17 protein-coding genes and 1 pseudogene are annotated in these 17,672 nt (G+C 70.5%); 9 read left to right on the forward strand and 9 right to left on the reverse strand.

Features of this window, described 5'->3' with window-relative positions; all coding sequences use genetic code 11:
* Nucleotides 1-19: 19 nt before the first annotated feature.
* Nucleotides 20-748, reverse strand: coding sequence for a COG4648 family protein (locus AC3FMM_RS18665; protein WP_240991322.1), 729 nt, complete (start codon nt 746-748; stop codon nt 20-22).
* A gap of 265 nt (nt 749-1,013) precedes the next feature.
* On the opposite strand from AC3FMM_RS18665, the gene AC3FMM_RS18670 reads away from it, so the two are divergent.
* A complete protein-coding gene (locus AC3FMM_RS18670) occupies nt 1,014-1,274 on the forward strand; it encodes a phosphopantetheine-binding protein (RefSeq protein WP_062802929.1) in 261 nt (86 codons plus the stop codon).
* 39 nt (nt 1,275-1,313) lie between these two features.
* Complete coding sequence (locus tag AC3FMM_RS18675; protein ID WP_116314559.1) at nt 1,314-2,132, forward strand: glycosyltransferase family 2 protein; 819 nt, start codon at nt 1,314-1,316, stop codon at nt 2,130-2,132.
* 64 nt (nt 2,133-2,196) lie between these two features.
* Here the strand turns inward: AC3FMM_RS18675 and AC3FMM_RS18680 are convergent, their stop codons facing one another.
* The 4 genes and pseudogenes from AC3FMM_RS18680 to AC3FMM_RS18695 all read right to left on the reverse strand — a co-directional run bounded on the left by AC3FMM_RS18680 (nt 2,197) and on the right by AC3FMM_RS18695 (nt 6,944).
* Entirely contained in the window at nt 2,197-2,373 is a 177-nt protein-coding gene (locus AC3FMM_RS18680) for a glycine zipper 2TM domain-containing protein (RefSeq protein ID WP_092309867.1), read from the reverse strand.
* Between the two features lie 171 nt (nt 2,374-2,544).
* A pseudogene (locus AC3FMM_RS18685) lies at nt 2,545-3,429 on the reverse strand (NAD(P)-dependent oxidoreductase); the annotation flags it as partial.
* Between the two features lie 270 nt (nt 3,430-3,699).
* Nucleotides 3,700-6,012: a cation:proton antiporter gene (locus AC3FMM_RS18690; protein ID WP_115713061.1), complete on the reverse strand. Its 2,313-nt coding sequence runs from the start codon at nt 6,010-6,012 to the stop codon at nt 3,700-3,702.
* Nucleotides 6,009-6,944 (reverse strand): LysR family transcriptional regulator, encoded by a 936-nt coding sequence (locus tag AC3FMM_RS18695; RefSeq protein ID WP_488687253.1) that lies wholly within the window; start codon nt 6,942-6,944, stop codon nt 6,009-6,011. The genes AC3FMM_RS18690 and AC3FMM_RS18695 overlap by 4 nt, the downstream gene beginning before the upstream one ends.
* Nucleotides 6,945-7,078: 134 nt before the next feature.
* Between AC3FMM_RS18695 and AC3FMM_RS18700 the strand changes: the two genes are divergently transcribed.
* Nucleotides 7,079-8,056, forward strand: a complete 978-nt coding sequence (locus AC3FMM_RS18700; protein WP_488687254.1) for a 3-hydroxyacyl-CoA dehydrogenase family protein — start codon at nt 7,079-7,081, stop codon at nt 8,054-8,056.
* Nucleotides 8,053-8,940, forward strand: coding sequence for a beta-keto acid cleavage family enzyme (locus AC3FMM_RS18705; protein WP_326347310.1), 888 nt, complete (start codon nt 8,053-8,055; stop codon nt 8,938-8,940). The genes AC3FMM_RS18700 and AC3FMM_RS18705 overlap by 4 nt, the downstream gene beginning before the upstream one ends.
* 43 nt (nt 8,941-8,983) lie before the next feature.
* Here AC3FMM_RS18705 and AC3FMM_RS18710 read toward each other — a convergent pair whose 3' ends face one another.
* Nucleotides 8,984-9,259: a hydroxyquinol 1,2-dioxygenase gene (locus AC3FMM_RS18710; RefSeq protein WP_115713064.1), complete on the reverse strand. Its 276-nt coding sequence runs from the start codon at nt 9,257-9,259 to the stop codon at nt 8,984-8,986.
* Between the two features lie 305 nt (nt 9,260-9,564).
* Here AC3FMM_RS18710 and AC3FMM_RS18715 point away from each other — a divergent pair, with 305 nt between their 5' ends.
* Nucleotides 9,565-9,816: an H-NS family nucleoid-associated regulatory protein gene (locus AC3FMM_RS18715; protein WP_373429557.1), complete on the forward strand. Its 252-nt coding sequence runs from the start codon at nt 9,565-9,567 to the stop codon at nt 9,814-9,816.
* Nucleotides 9,817-9,856: 40 nt separating this feature from the next.
* Here AC3FMM_RS18715 and AC3FMM_RS18720 read toward each other — a convergent pair whose 3' ends face one another.
* The gene (locus tag AC3FMM_RS18720; protein ID WP_115713066.1) at nt 9,857-10,294 is read right to left on the reverse strand and encodes a hypothetical protein; all 438 of its coding nucleotides are present in this window, start codon (nt 10,292-10,294) and stop codon (nt 9,857-9,859) included.
* 209 nt (nt 10,295-10,503) lie between these two features.
* Here AC3FMM_RS18720 and AC3FMM_RS18725 point away from each other — a divergent pair, with 209 nt between their 5' ends.
* The 4 genes from AC3FMM_RS18725 to AC3FMM_RS18740 all read left to right on the forward strand — a co-directional run bounded on the left by AC3FMM_RS18725 (nt 10,504) and on the right by AC3FMM_RS18740 (nt 15,647).
* A complete protein-coding gene (locus AC3FMM_RS18725) occupies nt 10,504-11,193 on the forward strand; it encodes a heavy metal response regulator transcription factor (protein WP_018008628.1) in 690 nt (229 codons plus the stop codon).
* Nucleotides 11,190-12,665 carry a heavy metal sensor histidine kinase gene (locus AC3FMM_RS18730; protein WP_488687255.1) on the forward strand — a complete coding sequence of 492 codons (1,476 nt, stop codon included), beginning with the start codon at nt 11,190-11,192 and terminating at the stop codon, nt 12,663-12,665. Before AC3FMM_RS18725 ends, AC3FMM_RS18730 begins: the two co-directional genes overlap by 4 nt.
* A 119-nt stretch (nt 12,666-12,784) precedes the next feature.
* On the forward strand, nt 12,785-13,195 hold the full coding sequence (locus tag AC3FMM_RS18735) for a VOC family protein (RefSeq protein ID WP_115683701.1): 411 nt from the start codon (nt 12,785-12,787) through the stop codon (nt 13,193-13,195).
* 346 nt (nt 13,196-13,541) lie between these two features.
* Nucleotides 13,542-15,647, forward strand: coding sequence for a heavy metal translocating P-type ATPase (locus tag AC3FMM_RS18740; RefSeq protein ID WP_240987841.1), 2,106 nt, complete (start codon nt 13,542-13,544; stop codon nt 15,645-15,647).
* A gap of 72 nt (nt 15,648-15,719) precedes the next feature.
* Here AC3FMM_RS18740 and AC3FMM_RS18745 read toward each other — a convergent pair whose 3' ends face one another.
* Both AC3FMM_RS18745 and AC3FMM_RS18750 read right to left on the reverse strand, forming a co-directional pair.
* Nucleotides 15,720-16,619 carry a polysaccharide deacetylase family protein gene (locus AC3FMM_RS18745; protein WP_488687256.1) on the reverse strand — a complete coding sequence of 300 codons (900 nt, stop codon included), beginning with the start codon at nt 16,617-16,619 and terminating at the stop codon, nt 15,720-15,722.
* Nucleotides 16,620-16,631: 12 nt separating this feature from the next.
* Nucleotides 16,632-17,672, reverse strand: a 1,041-nt coding sequence (locus tag AC3FMM_RS18750) for a bifunctional UDP-4-keto-pentose/UDP-xylose synthase (RefSeq protein WP_488687257.1), incomplete at its 5' end; no start/stop codon positions are given.

Here is a 17,672-nt window from a genome sequence, read left to right on the forward strand (position 1 = left end):
GGGGCCGGATGGCGGCGCGTCAGCGCGGCAACCCGGGCCGGGCCGCACGGGCCGTCATCAGCGCGCGGTAGCCGTGCACCGCGTCGAGCAGCCCCCGGTGGCGCATGCCCGGAAAGGCGATGCGGCGGTACAGGGCCTCGCCCGCGAACATCAGCGCGATCAGCAGCGGCGTGGCCAGGTTGGCGAAGCTGGACCAGGCCGCCACCGGCGCAAGCACGAACAGCAGCGTCGACACCCCCACCATTGCCGCGAAGAACAGCGTCCAGGCCTGGGTCACGCGCACCGTGTAGCGCGCATGCGCGGCGGACAGCGGGCCGTGGATGGCGCTGGCGATCTGGGTGCAGAGCGGGGTGCGGCCGCGGCGCAGGCTGAGCGCGAACATTGCCCCCAGCGCGGCATTGGCGCCCGCATGCTGCAAATAGTAGGTCCAGCCGAAATGGCCGGACAGCGGTGCGCGCCACAGCCACAGCGCCGCGCACGCGGCGAGCAGCGCCAGCAGGGCGGGCACGCGTCCGGCCAGCCGGCGGCAGGCGACGAAGCCGATCAGCAGGAACGGCGCCGCGCCGAGCCACAGCGCGGCCACCTCGGCGCCCGGCTGGTGCGCCGCGCGATGCAGGGCCGACTCGTAGACCACGAAGGCTGCCACCGCGCCGATCCAGGCATGGCGCCGCCACCACGGGGCGGCAGCGTCCGGCGCAGGCATGGCGGCGGGCGGGGAACGGCGGTCGAACGGCTGGCTCGAAGGCATTTGTGAGAGCTTGGTGTGTTGCGTAAGGCGCTTGGCTTGCGGTGCGCCGGAAAGGCGCCAAGTGGCACGCGAAGCGAACGCTTTATACCCCAAAAGACCCTCCGGACGCGATCATGATTCCCCAATAGGTTGTTGATGTTGTTACTAAACTTATCTCGACTGGCCCGGGAATGGCCCGTTTGATAGCATTCGGGTGCCCGACGCCCGCACCGGGACCGACTTGCCCGGCACGGGCGGCGCAGCGGCGTTCCAGCCATCTAGCAACATGACCGAACTCGAAACCGAACTTGCCCGCCTGATCCTCGACGAACTCGACATCGCCGAACTGCGGCTGGAGGACATCACCGCCGCCACTCCGCTCTATGGCGAAGGCTTCGGGCTGGATTCGATCGATATTCTCGAGATCGCCCTGCTGGTGTCGCGCAAGTACGGCGTCGAACTGCGCTCGGACAATCCCGACAACAAGACCATCTTCACCTCACTGGGCAGCCTGGCCGCCTACCTGGCGCAACACCGCACCCGCTAGCCCAGCCACTGTTTCCTCCAGCCCGCACAGGACCACGACATGCCGCAGCAAGCCACGCCCGCGCCGGCGCTGGTGGAAGGCGGTGCCCCGCCTTCGGCGACCCACCTGGTGCTGATCCCCAGCTATAACCCCGGCGCGCGCCTGCAGGAGGTGCTGCGCGGCGCGCGCGCGGCCTGGACCCCGGTCTGGGTGGTGGTCGACGGCAGCACCGACGGCAGCACGCAATGGCTGCAGGCGCAGGCCGCCGCCGACCCCGGGCTGCAGGTGCTGGTGCTGCCAAGCAACCAGGGCAAGGGCGCCGCGGTGCTGCGCGGCATCGAACACGCCGCGGCGGCGGGCTACACGCATGTGCTGGTGATGGACTCCGACGGCCAGCATCCGGCCCACCTGATCCCCGCATTCATGGCGGCGTCGCAGCGCGACCCCGGCGCGATGGTGCTGGGCCGCCCGCGCTTCGACGCCAGCGCCCCGCGCGAGCGGGTCTACTGGCGGCGCATGTCCAATTTCTGGGTGGATGTGGAGACGCTGTGGGCCGGTATCGGCGATTCGCTGTTCGGCTTTCGCGTCTACCCGATCGCGCCGCTGCGTGCGGTGATGCATGGCAGCCGCTGGATGCGGCGTTTCGATTTCGATCCGGAGGTGGCGGTGCGCTTGTGCTGGCGCGGCGTGCGTCCTATCAACCTCGACGCCCCGGTGCGCTACTTCGATCGGCGCGAGGGCGGCGTCTCCCACTTCCGCTACCTGCGCGACAACCTGCTGCTGACCGGCATGCACCTGCGGCTGCTGGCCGGCTTCGTGGTGCGGCTGCCGATGCTGCTGTGGCGGCACCTGCGCCGGCCGTCCGGCCACGCGGCGTAACCCACGGCCAAAACAGGCCAGGCCGCGCGCGGCGGCCTGGTGCCCGGTGGGACGGAGCGACCCGTCAGTCGCTGAGCTCGTGGCCGATCACACCACCCACCACGGCGCCGCCGATGGTGCCGGCGGCGCTGCCGTCGGTCAGTTCATGGCCGGCGACACCGCCGGCGACCGCGCCCGCCGCCGTACAGCCGGCCAGCGCCATGCTTGCGCCTACCAGAAGCGCGCCTGCGAGTTTCCACATGATGGTCTCCTGCCTCGTGGCCGGGCCCGCCGCACCACGTCTCGGGGAAGCCATCGCAGCGGCCGGGCCCTCATGCGACCACTTTAGGCGTGTGACGCGGCGCGGCCCTTCCGTGAAGCGCCGATTGCCCTGTAGGAATCGGACGACGGCAGGGGTGGAGCGTCCGTGGCCTCAGACCTGGTCGCTGTGCTGGCGCAGCCGCTTGATCAGCGACGAGGTGTCGGCGCGGCCACAGCCCATCTGCTGCAGGTCGGCGTAGAACTGGTCCACCAGCGCCGTGACCGGCAGGGCCGCGCCGTTGCGGCGGGATTCGTCCAGGCACAGGCCAAGGTCCTTGCGCATCCAGTCCACGGCGAAGCCGAAGTCGAACCGGTTGTCGATCATGGTGGGGCCGCGGTTCTCGAGCTGCCAGGAACCGGCCGCGCCCTTGCTGATGACGTCCAGCACCAGGCGCATGTCCAGGCCCGCGCGCTCGCCGAAGGCAATGGCCTCGGACAGGCCCTGGATCAGGCCGGCGATGCTGATCTGGTTGACCATCTTGGCCAGCTGCCCGGCGCCGGATGCGCCGATGCGGGTCACGGCGCGCGCGTAGGCGGCGATGACCGGTTCGGCCTGCGCAAAGGCGTCGGCGTCGCCGCCGCACATGATGGTCAGGATGCCTTTTTCCGCGCCCACTTCGCCGCCCGAGACCGGGCCATCGACAAAGTGCAGGCCGCGCTCGCCGGCCGCCGCGTACAGCTCGCGCGCGACGTTGGCGCTGGCGGTGGTGTGGTCGACGAAGATGCAGCCGCTGGGCGCGCCGAAGAAGGCGCCGTCGCGCCCGGTCAGCACCGCGCGCAGGTCGTCGTCGTTGCCAACGCAGGAGCAGACCACCTGCGCATCGCGCACCGCCTGCGCGGGGGTGGCGGCGGCTTTGCCGCCGAAGCGCTCGACCCAGGCCTGGGCCCTGGCGGCGGTGCGGTTATAGACCGTGACCTCGTGGCCCTTGGCGGCGAGGTGGCCGGCCATATGGAAACCCATCACGCCCAGTCCGAGGAATGCGACACGCATGCTGCTGCTCCGTTGCTTGTTTGATGTCTGGAATCGGTGCGGCGCGGCGGCGCCGGTCCCGCGAGTATACGGGCCGGGTGGCGCCCCGGACAGATACAGAACTGCCGGCACCGGGCCATGACAGCCCGTGGGCGGCGGCGAGGACCCTGACAAGTCACAAGCGGGTCAGAACCCGCCTACGCCAGCATCCGCCCTTGTCCTATCCCTGGCGCCGCGCACGCTGCCTACATTGAACACAGGTTGCACCCCCGAAGGAGCCGACTCATGTCATTCGCGCTATATATCATCGGCCTGCTGGTCCTGGTGGGCGGCATTGCCTGGGGCCTGTCGACGGCCGGGCTGGCGCCGGTCTATATCGGCATTGCCTGCCTGATCGTGCTCGGCATCGGCATCATGGCGGCCGTCTCGCGTACCCGCACCAAAGACCCTTCCTGAAGCCCCTCTGGTTACGCCGCCTTGCGGCTGCGGGCCCGGCGCCACGCCGGGCCCGGTCGCAGCTTCCGTGACGTCGCCCAGCGGCGGGCGCACCAGGCTGGCGTTCCACGCCTGCTGGATCACCTGGGCGATCTGGTTGAACGCTTCCTTGGAAATCACCGCCTCCTCGCGCATCGCTTCCAGCGACAGCCGACCCTTGCGCAGCGCGAACAGCATCAGCAGGCGCCGCTCCAGCGCCACGGTATAGGCGCCGAACTTGCCGCGCATGTCAGCCAGGCCTTCGGCAGCGGCGCGCGAGCGGTCTTCCAGCACTCCGTCGAGCACGGTCGCCATGCGCGCGCCGAACACCGGCGTCAGCATCGAGCGGTTGTAGCGGCGCAGCCGGTCCAGCACGGTCTGGCGGCAGATCAGCAGTTCAAAGCGGTCGGCCAGCGCGCGCGCCAGCGGGCGATCGATGCCGAGCCGGCGATGCAGGAACAGCGCCACCTTGAAGCCCAGGTGATAGTCCAGGATATGCCGCGCTGCGCGGTTGTAGCCGATGCGGCCCTGCTCGCGCGCCGCGTCGATCATCTGCGCGGTGTTGCGCATCATCGCGTCGAGGTTGGCCACCGAGATCACGCCGTCGCCGTATTCCGGAATCAGCTCGCGCTCGCGCGTGGCCAGCGTGACCAGGCCGATGCTGAGGCGGTCGCGCTCGGACAGGGCGGTGTCGAAGTCGAATTCCGCCGAGCCCAGCTCGATGCCGTGCCGGTATTTCTGCGCCGCCTCGCGCGCGATCGCGGGCGGCAGGTCGAACGAGTCGGCCACGCGCGCCAGCATCGCCTCGACCTCCTCGGTGGAGAGGCGGATCGCCTGCAGCTGCAGCGCGCGCTCCTGCGGCGAAAGCTGGTCGAGGCCAAGCCGGTGGATCAGCGCGCGCAGCGTGGTGCCGTTGAGCAGCAGGCTGACCAGCACGAAGCCGGTCGCCAGGATGGCGACGAAATGCCGCGTTTCGTAGGGCAGGTCGCTGTTCTCGGCGATGCCCAGCGCCAGCACCAGGGTCACCGCGCCGCGCAGCCCGCCCCAGGCGATGGCCAGCTTGAAGGCGCCATCGATGGGCGCGCTCAGCCGCAGCCCGGACAGCAGCGGCAGCAGCCCGAACAGCGTCAGCAGGCGCGCCGCCAGCGCCGCTAGCACCAGCGCCAGCAGCAACCAGCCATGATGCCCGGTCACGCCCGCCAGCATCGACGGCACGCGCACCGCGGCCAGCAGGAACACCACGGCGCCGGCGATCCCGGCGAACTGCTCCCACATCATGCGCAGGTGGCGCCAGTTGGGCGGCGCCAGGCGCGTGGGACCTAGCGCGCTGACCATCAGGCCGGCGCACACCACCGCGACCACGCCCGACACGCCCAGCAGTTGCTCGGCCAGCAGGTAGAGCGGGTAGGGCAGCGCCAGGGTCAGCGCGCTTTCCGCCATGGCCAGGCCGGCCAGCCGCGGCAGCAGGTCGGACACCAGCCGCCCGGCCAGCGCGCCGCACAGCACCCCACCGACAAAGGCCCAGGCCAGCTCGCGCAGCCCCGCCGCCAGCGTCGCCTGCGCGCCGTGCCCGGTCAGCATCGCCACCAGCACGCCGACGATGGCGATGGCGGCGGCATCGTTGAGCAGGCTTTCGCCCTCCACCAGCCGGATCAGGCGCGCCGGCGCGCCCACGTCGCGGAAGATCGCGATCACCGCGGCCGGGTCGGTGGTGGCCACCACCGCGCCCAGCAGCAGGCACACCGCCAGCGGCATGCCGCTGGCCGCCGCGGTGACCACGCCGATGACACCGGTGGCCACCACCACCGCAACCACTGCCAGCAGCAGGATCGGCGCCGCGTCGGGCAGCATGCCGCGCACGTCGGCGGTCAGCGCGGCGTGGAACAGCAGCGGCGGCAGGAAGATCCACAGGTAGGCCTCGGGCGGCAAGGCCGGGTCGATCAGCGGATGCAGGAAGTGGCGGGCAAAGTCGGGGTGGGCGGCGTCGATCGCCACATAGCCCGCGCCGATGGCGATGCCGATGGCAGACAGCAGCGTGGATTCAGGCAGCACCAGCCGCGCCGCGGCCACCTGCACCACGGCGACGATGGCCAGCAGCACGCCGGCCAGGATCAGGATATCGACGATGATGCTCATGCGCCGGCCTCCGGCGCCGCATCCTGCAGCGGCGAGCTGGCCAGCCGCGCGCGCACGGCCGCCGCCAGCTCGGCCGCCGCCGGCGACAGGCTGCGGTTGCGCGCCGTGACCAGGCCGATCGAGCGCTCGGTCACCGGCGCGGTCAGCAGCCGCTCGACAATGCCGGGCTGGCGCACCGTGCCGGCGGCGATCTCGGGCAGCGCGGCCACGCCGAAGCCGCATTCGACCATGGCCGCGATGGTGGCCAGGCGTTCGGCCTCGAACACCGGCTGGAAGCGGATGCGGTTCTGCAGGAAGGCCCATTCCGCGTACTGGCGCACGCTGCTGGGATGGGTCATCGACACATGCGGCGTGGCGGCGGTGTCGGCCCAGCGCAGCGGTCCGGGGCTGCGCGCCAGCGGGTGCGCCGACGGGATCAGCAGCACGAAGCGGTCCGACAGCAGCGGCTCGTACTGCAGGTCCGCCTGCTGCGGGTTGGCGGCGGTCAGCGCGAAATCCACCTCGCCGGCGCGGACCAGGTCGAAGGCCGGCCCCGACAGGGTGTCGAACACCTTCAGTGCCACCTCGGGGCGAGCCTGGTGGTAGGCCATCAGCACCCGCGGCAGCACCCGCGCCGCCAGCGAGGGCAGCGCGGCCACGGCCACCTGGCCGCGCTCGGCGCTGGCGATGCCGGTCACGGCGTCGATGGCGCCGCGGAACGCCGCCTGCAGCAGCGCGGCCTGCTGCATGAAGACCTGGCCCGCCGCGGTCAGGCGCACGGTGCGGGTGGTGCGGTCGAACAGGCGCACGCCCAGCGCTTCCTCGATGCGCAGGATCTGCGTCGACAGGGCGGATTGCGACAGGTGCAGCTGGCTCGCGGCCTGGCGGAAGTTCAGGGTGCGGCCCAGCACCAGCGTGGTTTCGATGTCGCGCATCGACAGGTTGATGTTCATGGCAGCAGCGGTCCGGCGGCATCCGTGGCCGGACCCTCAAGTCGATTGATCTGATTTGGTGATCATTTTATCCAGAGAATCGACTTCTTCAATCAAAGCGGGTTCTCTACACTGGCGGGATGCCAGGAGAAACCATGCCCAACGCCACCCCCGCCGCAACGCCATCCACCCTCAGCCGGCCGGGCGCCACCCACGCCGTGGTGGTGGGCGGCGGCACCATGGGCGCCGATGTCGCCGTGGTGCTGACCCGCGCGCTGTGCCGCACCACCATTGTCGAGCCGGATGCCGGGCGTGCCGGCGCGCTGCCCGCGCGCGTGCGCGCCAACCTCGCCGCGATCGGCCGTGAAGCGGGCGCGGAGCGCCTTGCGGTGGCCGCGACGCTCGACGCCGTCGACTGGCCATCGGTCGACCTGGTGATCGAATGCATTCCCGAGGACCTGGCGCTGAAGCAGGCGCTCTTTGCGGAGCTGGTCGCGCGTGCGCGCCCGGATACGCTGCTGGCCAGCAACAGCTCCAGCTTCCCGATCAGCGCGATCGGCGCCGGCCTGGACACGCGCGAACGCATGCTTGGCCTGCACTTCTTCATGCCGGCGCACCTGGTGCCGCTGGTCGAGGTGGTGCTGGGAGAGGCCAGCGACGAGCGCCATGCCGACGCGCTCGCCGCGTTCATGCGCCGCTGCGGCATGGTGCCGGTGAAGGTACGCAAGGACCTGCCCGGCTTCCTCGCCAACCGGCTGCAGCATGCGCTGTCGCGCGAGGCCTTCAGCCTGATCGACCGCGGCATTGCCTCGCCCGAGGACGTCGACGCGGCGGTGCGCTTCGGCTTCGGTTTCCGCTTCCTGGCGGCGGGACCGGTGCTGCAGCGCGACCACGCCGGCATCGACGTCCATGCGGCGGCCGGCGCCACCATGTACCCGACCTTCTGCAACGACGACCATCCCGCGCGCTGCCTGTCCGAGCGCGCCGCCGACGGCCGCCACGGCATGAAGCGCGGCGAAGGCTTCTACGCGTGGACGCCTGAAAGCATCGCCGCCGAGCGCGCGCGCTATGACCAACTGCTGCGCGCCGGCCTGGCGCTGATCGCCCCCGAACTGCCCGAGATCCAGCCATGACCGATACCCCATCCCAAGCCGGCACCCGGCCTGTCCCCCAGCGCGCCGCACTGGCCGAATCGCCGCTGATCGTCACCGTGGCGCCCAACGGTGCCTACAAGCGCGCCAGCGACCATCCCGCGGTGCCGCTGACCGCCGCGGCGCTGGCGGCGGAGGCGCGCGCCTGCCTCGATGCCGGCGCCGCCATGATGCATATGCATGTGCGCGATGCCGACGGTCGCCATTCGCTCGATGTGCAGACCTACCGCGACGCGCTGGCGGCGGTCAGGCAGGCCGTCGGCGACGCGCTGCTGGTGCAGGTGACCAGCGAGGCCGCCGGCGTGTACCAGGCAGCCGAGCAGATGGCGATGGTGCGCGCGCTGCGCCCCGAGGCGGTCTCGGTCGGCCTGCGCGAAGTCGCGGTGCCGGAGGTCGCGGACAGCGAGCTGGCGGCGTTCTTCGCCTGGCTGGCACGCGAACGCGTGATGACGCAGGTGATCCTGTATGACGCAGCCGACGTGCGCCGCTGGCAGCAAATGCGCGCGCGCGGCATGGTGCCGCCGGGCGCGTGGTCGGTGCTGTATGTACTGGGACGCTATGCGGCGGGACAGGTGTCATCGCCGCACGACCTGCTGCCGTTCCTGCAGGCCGCGGCCGAGGGCGGCGATGCGCTGCCGTGGGCGATCTGCGCGTTCGGTCGCGAGGAGAATGCCTGCGTGACCGCGGCCGCCGCGTTCGGCGGCCATGTGCGGGTGGGCTTCGAGAACAATCTGCTGTTGCGCGACGGCAGCCGTGCGCCCGGCAACCATGCGCTGGTGGCGCAGGCGGTGCAGGGCGGGCTGACGCTGGGCCGGCCGATCGCGGATGCGGCCGATGCGCGCCGTATCTACGGCGAGGTGCGCTGACGAAGGCGCGCCGCGCGGCGCTTTAATGAGCCGTCAGGGGCCATCAGGCGCCGTCGCTGAAGCTGTCGCGCGGGCCGTTGGGGTTGTGGGCACCGTCGGCGAACGGGTTGCGCGCGCCGGTCGCGGTGTGTTCGCCGTCGGTAAAGCTGCTGCGGGTGCCGGTGGCGGTGTGGGCTCCGTCGGTGAACGGGCTGCGCGTGCTGGTAACGCTGTGCGCGCCATCGCTGAACGGATCGACGCTGCGTGGCGCGGCTTGCGCGGCGCCGGCAACGCCGGCAATAAGGGCGGTGGCGACAAAGACTTGCCTGAGTGCATGCATGGATCGCTTCTCCGTAAGGTTGCCGGCCCGGGATGGGCGGCGGTGTGGCTAGTCTAGGTGGCGGCCACCCACACGAGCATGACTGCCACATGACAATGCCGTCATCCCGCGGGCATTAGTCGGCACCGCCAGCACGCCGGAGAAGCTGCCGCCGGGCAAAGGCTGTAGAATCATGGCTGTCCGACCGGCCTGTGGTTCCATCGCCGGTTTTTCATTGCCCGCGGAAATGCAGCGGGCCTCTCACAAGAGTCATGTCCGAGTCTGATTCAGCCAAACTCGCTGCGGTGGCGTGGATCCGCGAGCAAATGGACCGTCATGCCCTGACCCTCGACGACCTGGTCGAGGCCGGGTGTTTCGACAACGTTGCAGCGGCATCGGCGGGCGCCGAAGAGTCCGCGCCGTCGGCGGCCCCCGCCGCGGCGCCGAAGCCCGCGGGCGCGCGCCCGCTGTACCGCAATGCCCTGGGCCAGAGCTGGGACGGGCAGGGTGAATATCCTGACTGGCTGCAGCGGGCGGTCAACGCCGGGCAGTCGATCGAATTCTTCCGCGTCGATTAAGCCGCGGTTAAATCCACTTTAAATTTGCGCAGCGTCGCGCTCAGCAGTGCGGGGGCAGCAGCCGCAGCACCGGCAGCATCGGCAGGATGCCGGTGAATGCCGCCGGCGTCGCCATGGGCGCCGCATGAGAGCGGTGCACGAAGACCTCGGGCGGCAGCTCGCGCAGCACGTCGCCAGCCGCGGCCGACTGCGGGGCGTTGCCCGCGGCAGGGTCCTGCGGACCATCCGTCTCGCCCAGCTGCAACGGCGCGCCGGCGCCGGCCGGCTCGGCCATCACGCGCACCGCGCTACCGCCGCAGCCTGCGTCGCCAGCGCCATCCAGCGACGCTTCCGCCGCCAGCTTGGCCGCAACGTGCCGGTCCGGCAGCGACAGGCCAGCCGCCTGCACTGCGCCGCACATCCGGGCGTCCGCCGCGATGCCCGCAGCGGGCGCAAGCAGGGCCAGGGACAGCAACAAGGAATCAGGCAGGCGTTTCATCGCAGGGAAACCGGCAGAATGGGAGACGATGCGCGCGGGACAGTCGCGCGCAGGGAAGGTGAGCGCGCATTCTACCGGGGATTTGCGCGGCCAGGCCGTGGCAATGCGTTGGCATGGCGATGACATTTCTGCAATCTTTACCCATTTGCCGCCATCCTCGGCTAGCGTTACGCCATGGCGGCACTGGGCCGCCCGAAAGTGATTGAATCATGCGTATCCTGATTGTCGAGGACGAACCCAAGGCAGGCGACTACCTGCACAAGGGGCTGACCGAATCCGGCTTCGTGGTGGACCTGGCGCGCGATGGCGCGGACGGCCTGGCCCACGCGCGCGAGCATCCCTATGACCTGATCGTGCTGGACGTGATGCTGCCCGGCCTGGACGGTTGGGAGGTGCTGCGCGAACTGCGCCGCGAGCGCGACACGCCGGTGCTGTTCCTGACCGCGCGCGACGAGCTGTCGGACCGCCTCAAGGGCCTCGAGCTCGGCGCCGACGACTACATGGTCAAGCCCTTTGCCTTTGCCGAGCTGGTGCTGCGCATCCGCACCATCCTGCGCCGCGGCCCGCTGCGCGAGAGCGAGTTCATCGAAGTGGCCGACCTGCAGATCGACGCCATCCGCCGCCGCGTGGTGCGCGCCGGCCAGAAGATCGACCTGACCTCGAAGGAGTTCGCGCTGCTGTACCTGCTGGCGCGCCGGCGCGGCGAGGTGCTGTCGCGCTCGCTGATCGCCTCGCAGGTGTGGGATGTCAATTTCGACAGCAACACCAATGTGGTCGACGTGTCGATCCGGCGCCTGCGCGCCAAGGTCGACGACCCGTTCCCGCGCAAGCTGATCCATACGCGCCGCGGCATGGGCTATGTGCTGGACGACGGCGACGAGCGGGTGCAGGACGCATGATGCGGCTGCCGTCTTCGCTTACCACGCGGCTGGCGCTGGCCTACGGGCTCGCCACCGCGGCGATCCTGGCCAGCGTGGCGGCCTACCTGTCGAGCGCGCTGTCGGCCCAGCTCGAAGGACGCGATGAAAGCGAACTGGTGGGCGAGGTGCTGCTGGTGCGCCACCTGCTGCGCGAGGTGCGCAGCGAAGCCGAGATCCGCGCCGATACCCACCGCTTTGCCGATATCGCGATGGGCCACGAGGGCCTGATCCTGGTGGTGCGCACGCGCCAGGGCGAGCCGCTGGTGACGCTGAACCCGCGCAACGAGACCGTGCCGCCGCTGCGCGTGCTGCCGGCCACCACGCAGCCCGAGAAGGGCATGCTGCAGACCTGGCGCCCGAAGAACGGCGTGCCCTCGCGCGGCATTGCCGCGCTGGGCCAGCTGGGCGACTCTGACAAGGCCGTGGAGATCGTGGTGCTGCGCGATGCCGGCTATCGCGTCGCGCTGATCCGCGAATATCGCCACCAGTTGCTGTGGGCCACGCTGTGCGGCGCCGCGGTGGCCGCCGGGCTGGGCTTTGCGCTGGCGCGGCGCGCGCTGCGGCCGCTGCGGCGCATGGCCGCCGACGCCGCCGCGGTGACCACCAGCCGCCTGGCCACGCGGCTCGACGTCGGCAGCGCGCCGGCGGAGCTGCGCGAGCTGGCGGCCGCGCTCAACGACATGCTGGCGCGGCTGCAGGACAGCTTTTCACGGCTGTCCGAGTTCTCGGCCGACCTGGCGCACGACTTCCGCACGCCGATCAGCAACCTGATCGGGCAGACCCAGGTCACGCTGGCGCAAAGCCGCAAGACCGCCGAATACGAGGCGCTGCTCGAATCCAACCTGGAGGAATACGAGCGCCTGGCCCGCATGATCGAGAACATGCTGTTCCTGGCGCGCGCCGACCATGCGCAGGTGGCGCTGGACGTGCGCACGCTGGACGCGCGCGAAGAACTCGACAAGATGGCCGAGTACTTCGAAGCCGTGGCGGCGGACCGCGAGGTGGTGCTGACGGTCTCCGGCTCCGCGCCGGTGGAGGCCGACCAGACGCTGCTGCGGCGCGCGGTGACCAACCTGCTCGACAACGCGCTGCGCCACGCGCCGGCGGGCAGCACGGTGCGGGTCGACGTGGCACGCGCGCTTGCGCCCGCGGCCGCGGGCACGGGCGCCGGCAGCGGTACGGGCACCAGTATCCGCGTCAGCAACCCGGGCCCGGCGATCCCGCCGGAGACGCTGCCGCATATCTTCGGCCGCTTCTATCGCGCCGATCCGTCGCGCCGCAACTCGGCGGCTTCGACGGGGCTGGGGCTGGCCATCGTCGACACCATCATGCGGCTGCATGGCGGCAGCGTGACGGTGCGCAGCGTCGACGGACTGACCGTGTTCACGCTGCAGTTCCCGGCCGACCCGATGCCGATGCCGGCGGCTGCCACCCCCGCCGCCGTATCCTGAACCCCGCACTTGCACTGGCCCGGCGCGCGCGCATAATGGCGCGCGTGCCGGCCGCGCTGCGACCCGCAGTGCCCGCCGGTCTCATGTCATGCAAACCGATGGACAACCAGGAGAGCTACATGCAGGTGCAACCCTATCTGGATTTCGGCGGCCGCTTCGACGAGGCAGTGGCCTTTTACGGCAAGGTGCTGGGGGCGCAGGTCACGTTTGCGATGCGCTACAAGGAAGCGCCGCAGGACCAGGGCATGGCGGTGCCCGAGGACTGGAAAGACAAGGTGATGCACGCCAACCTGCAGATCGGCGAGAACCAGGTGATGGCCTCCGACGGCCGTCCCGGCGAGCGCCCGGCGTTCAGCGGCTTCAGCCTGTCGGTGGGCGGAGTCAGCCGCGACGAAGGCCAGCGCATCTTCGAAGGGCTGAGCGAAGGCGGGCAGGTGGTGGTGCCATACCAGAAGACCTTCTGGGCCGAAGGCTTCGGCATGCTGGTGGACCGCTTCGGCATGTCGTGGATGGTCAACTGCGAGCACTAGCGGCCCGCCGCGGCATGGCCGGCATCACGGCGGCCATGCCGCTTGACTCTGTAGCCACTACAGGGTCTTCAATGTCATCAGGTCAAACCAGCGCGAACAACAAGACATGGCTCGCACGTCACCTGAAGACGCTCTTCCACACGATCACGCCGTCAAGCACGATGGGCAGCATGGCGCCTGCCATGCGCATGATCACGATCACCACGGCCACGCTCACGCTCACGCCCCGGAGCCGGCACCTGCCGCGTGTTGCGGCGGCGGGTGTGCGTCCACCGTCGCGCTGACGCCGCCGCCTCGGGTCGAGGTACCGGCCGGCGCCAGCACCGCTGCCTGGCGCATCGACGCCATGGATTGCCCCACCGAAGAAACGCTGATCCGCAACAAGCTGGGCGGCATGGCCGGCATCGCCGCGCTCGAATTCAACCTGATCCAGCGCGTGCTGACGGTGCACCACACGCTGCCGTCGACTGAGCCGGTGGCCCGCGCCATCGAAAGCCTGGGCATGCGGCCGGTCCCGCTCAGTGCCGAAGCCGCGCAGCAGGTCCTGCCCGAAACCACCGCACGCAAGCCGTGGTGGCCGCTGGCGCTGGCCGGTGTCGCCGCGCTGGGGGCCGAGGCGACGGAATGGCTGGGCCTTGGGCTGCCGTGGCTGCCGGCGGTGCTGGCGCTGGCCGCGGTGGCGCTGGGCGGGCTCACTACCTACCGCAAGGGCTGGATCGCCCTGCGCAACGGCAACCTGAACATCAACGCGCTGATGAGCATTGCCGTGACCGGCGCGCTGCTGCTGCGCCAGTGGCCGGAAGCGGCGATGGTCATGGTGCTGTTCGCGCTGGCCGAGCGCATCGAGGCGGCGTCGCTGGACCGGGCCCGCAATGCCATCCGCGGCCTGATGGCGATGGCGCCGGAACTGGCCACGGTGCGGCGCGCCGATGGCAGCTGGGACACCGTGCCGGCCGCCGGCGTGGCGGTCGGCACGCTGGTGCGGCTGCGCCCGGGCGAGCGCGTGGCGCTCGACGGCAAGGTCGTGCGCGGGCAGTCGGCGCTGGACCAGGCGCCCATCACCGGCGAAAGCGTGCCGGTCGACAAGGCCGAGGGCGATGCGCTCTACGCGGGCTCGATCAACCAGTCCGGCGAACTGGAATACACCGTGACCGCGCCCGCCAGCGACTCGACGCTGGCGCGCATCATCCACGCGGTGGAGGCCGCGCAGGGCAGCCGCGCGCCCACGCAGCGCTTTGTCGACCAGTTTGCGCGCATCTACACGCCTACTGTGTTCGCGATCGCGCTGGCGGTGGCGGTGGTGCCGCCGCTGCTGGCCGGCGGCGGCTGGGTGGACTGGATCTACAAGGCGCTGGTGCTGCTGGTGATCGCCTGCCCGTGCGCGCTGGTGATCTCGACCCCGGTCACCATCGTCAGCGGGTTGGCCGCGGCCGCGCGGCGCGGCATCCTGGTCAAGGGCGGGGTCTACCTGGAGCAGGGCCGCGAGTTGGCCTGGGTGGCGCTGGACAAGACCGGCACCATCACGCACGGCAAGCCGGCGCAGACCGACCATGCGCTGCTGGCCGACGATGTCCCGCACGCGCGCGCCATTGCCGCCAGCCTGGCGGCGCGCTCCGACCATCCGGTCTCGCGCGCGGTGGCCACGGCGGCGCAGGCCGACGGCATCGCCACGCTGCCGGTGGAGGCGTTCGAGGCGCTGGCGGGGCGCGGCACGCGCGGCACCGTGCAGGGCGTGGAATACCGGCTCGGCAACCATCGGCTGGTGCATGAGATGGGCGCGTGCTCGCCGGCGCTGGAAGCGCGGCTGGAGGCGCTGGAGCGCGAGGGCAAGACCGTGGTGCTGCTGGCGCGGGTGGACGGCCGCGGCGCGGCCACCGCGCTGGCCCTGTTCGCGGTGGCCGACACCGTGCGCGACACCAGCCGCCAGGCGATTGCCGAACTGCATGCGCTGGGGGTCAAGACGCTGATGCTGTCCGGCGATAATCCGCACACGGCACAGGCGATCGCGGCGCAGGTCGGCATCGACGAGGCCCGCGGCAATCAGCTGCCGCAGGACAAGGCCGATGCCATCGCCGCGCTGGCCGACGCGGCCCATGCCCGCGGCGGCCGCATCGGCATGGTCGGCGACGGCATCAACGACGCCCCGGCGCTGGCGCGTGCCGACGTCGGCTTCGCCATGGGTGCCGCGGGCACCGACACCGCGATCGAGACCGCCGACGTGGCGCTGATGGACGACGACCTGCGCAAGATCCCCGCCTTCGTCCGGCTGTCGCGCCGCACCGCCACCATCCTCAGGCAGAACATCGCGCTGGCGCTGGGCATCAAGGCCGTGTTCCTGGTGCTGACGGTGCTGGGGATGGGGACGATGTGGATGGCGGTGTTCGCCGACATGGGAGCGAGCCTGCTGGTGGTGTTCAACGGGCTGCGGGTGGGGGCGCGGCGCGGGGGGTGAGCATCACCGCTGGTTTGCTCGCCTCTCCCGCGTGCGGGAGAGGGAGTCACAATCGCTTGGTGCGACGGTTCGTCAGCCTGGAGCGGGCTGCACGATCAACTCCCCGCTGCGCCCCGGTATCTCCCCCCACGTGACCGGCAGGCGCGGCAGCGCCGCGCAATCCAGCCCGCGATACCACGTGCCCATCGACACCAGCTCGTGCCCCTGTGCAAGCCAGCCTGCCAGCAGCCGTTCGAACACGGGCGCGAGCTTGCCGCCTTCGAGCTCGGCATGCAGCGTGAACACATGGTCGCACGTGCCTTCGGTCAGCTTCAGCAGGGCCGTGTGGACGTTGTCCTCGCTCAGGCCGTCGGTGCCGATCAGCTCGTCCAGCGTCGGCAGCGTGGTCGGCATCTGCACGTGGCGGCATGGCACGCCGCCGATGGTGGGGATATAGGGCGCGGTGCCGCGGCCGTCGGACGCGTAGGCCATGTCCCAGATATCGATCTGGCGGAACGCGGCCTCGTTCATCTGCCAGCCGGCGGCGCCGTGCGTGGCGGGGGGCTCGCCGAAGATTTCGCGAAAGCGCGCGAAGGCGCGCTGCATCTGGTCGCGGGTCCAGGCGGCATCGCGCTCGCGCACGTTGTCCTGCCAGTAGACGTGGTCCCAGGTGTGGATGCCGCATTCATGCCCGGCGGCGCGCGCCGCGCGCATCTCGGCGGCGCCCTTGCGGCCGATATCCGGGCCGGGCAGCAGCACGCCGTACATCAGCGTGCGCAGGCCGTAGTTCGACACCACCGAGGTGCGCGACACCTTGCGCAGGAAACCGGGGCGGAACACACGCCGCAGCGCCCAGCCGGTATGGTCCGGGCCCAGGCTGAACAGGAAGGTGGCCTGCGCCTGCGCGGCCGTCAGCAGCGACAGCAGCCGGGGCACGCCTTGGCGCGTGCCGCGCAGCGTGTCGACGTCGACCTTCAGGGCGATCCGTGCCATGTGGGTGCGCGTTCAGTTGCCGGAATCGACCAGCGTGCGGGCCTCGACCACCTTGCCCCGGTACGCCTCGAAGATGCGCCGCAGCGACGCTTCCATGCCGATCTCGGGGCGCCAGCCCAGCTCCTCGATGGTGTTGTCGATCTTCGGCACGCGGTGCTGCACGTCCTGGTAGCCCTTGCCGTAGAAGTCGCCCGACGAGGTCTCGACGATTTGGGTGAGGCGCGCCTGCTGCGCGTATTCCGGGTAGTCGGCGGCCATCTTCAGCATCATCTCGGCGAGCTCGCGCACCGAGTGGATATTGTCCGGGTTGCCGATGTTGTAGATCTTGCCGCTGGCCACGCCGCCGGGATTCTCGATGATGCGCATCAGCGCGCTGATGCCGTCGGCGATGTCGGCGAAGGCCCGTTGCTGCGCGCCGCCGTCGACCAGCCTGATCGGTTCGCCGCGCACGATATGGCCCAGGAACTGCGTCACCACGCGCGACGAGCCTTCCTTCGATTCGAAGATCGAGTCCAGCCCCGCGCCGATCCAGTTGAAGGGGCGGAACAGCGTGTAATTGAGCCCTTGCTCCATGCCATAGGCATGGATCACGCGGTCCATCAGCTGCTTGGAGCAGGCGTAGATCCAGCGCGGCTTGTTGATCGGGCCGTAGACCAGCGGCGAGGCGTCGGGGTCGAATTCCTCGTCGCCGCACATGCCGTAGACCTCGGAGGTCGACGGGAACACCAGGTGCTTGCGGTACTTGACCGCGGCGCGCACGATCGGCAGGTTGGCCTCGAAGTCCAGCTCGAACACGCGCAGCGGCTGGCGCACGTAGGTGGCCGGGGTGGCGATGGCGACCAGCGGCAGCACCACGTCGCACTTGCGGATGTTGTACTCGATCCACTCCTTGTTGATGGTGATGTCGCCCTCGAAGAAATGCATGCGCGGGTGGTCGACGAGGTCGCCCAGGCGGTCCGTGTTCATGTCCATGCCGTAGACCTCCCACGGCGTGGTTTCCAGGATGCGGCGCGTCAGGTGGTGGCCGATGAAGCCGTTGACGCCGAGAATCAG

It is taken from the genome of Cupriavidus sp. 207A1 (assembly GCF_057798955.1).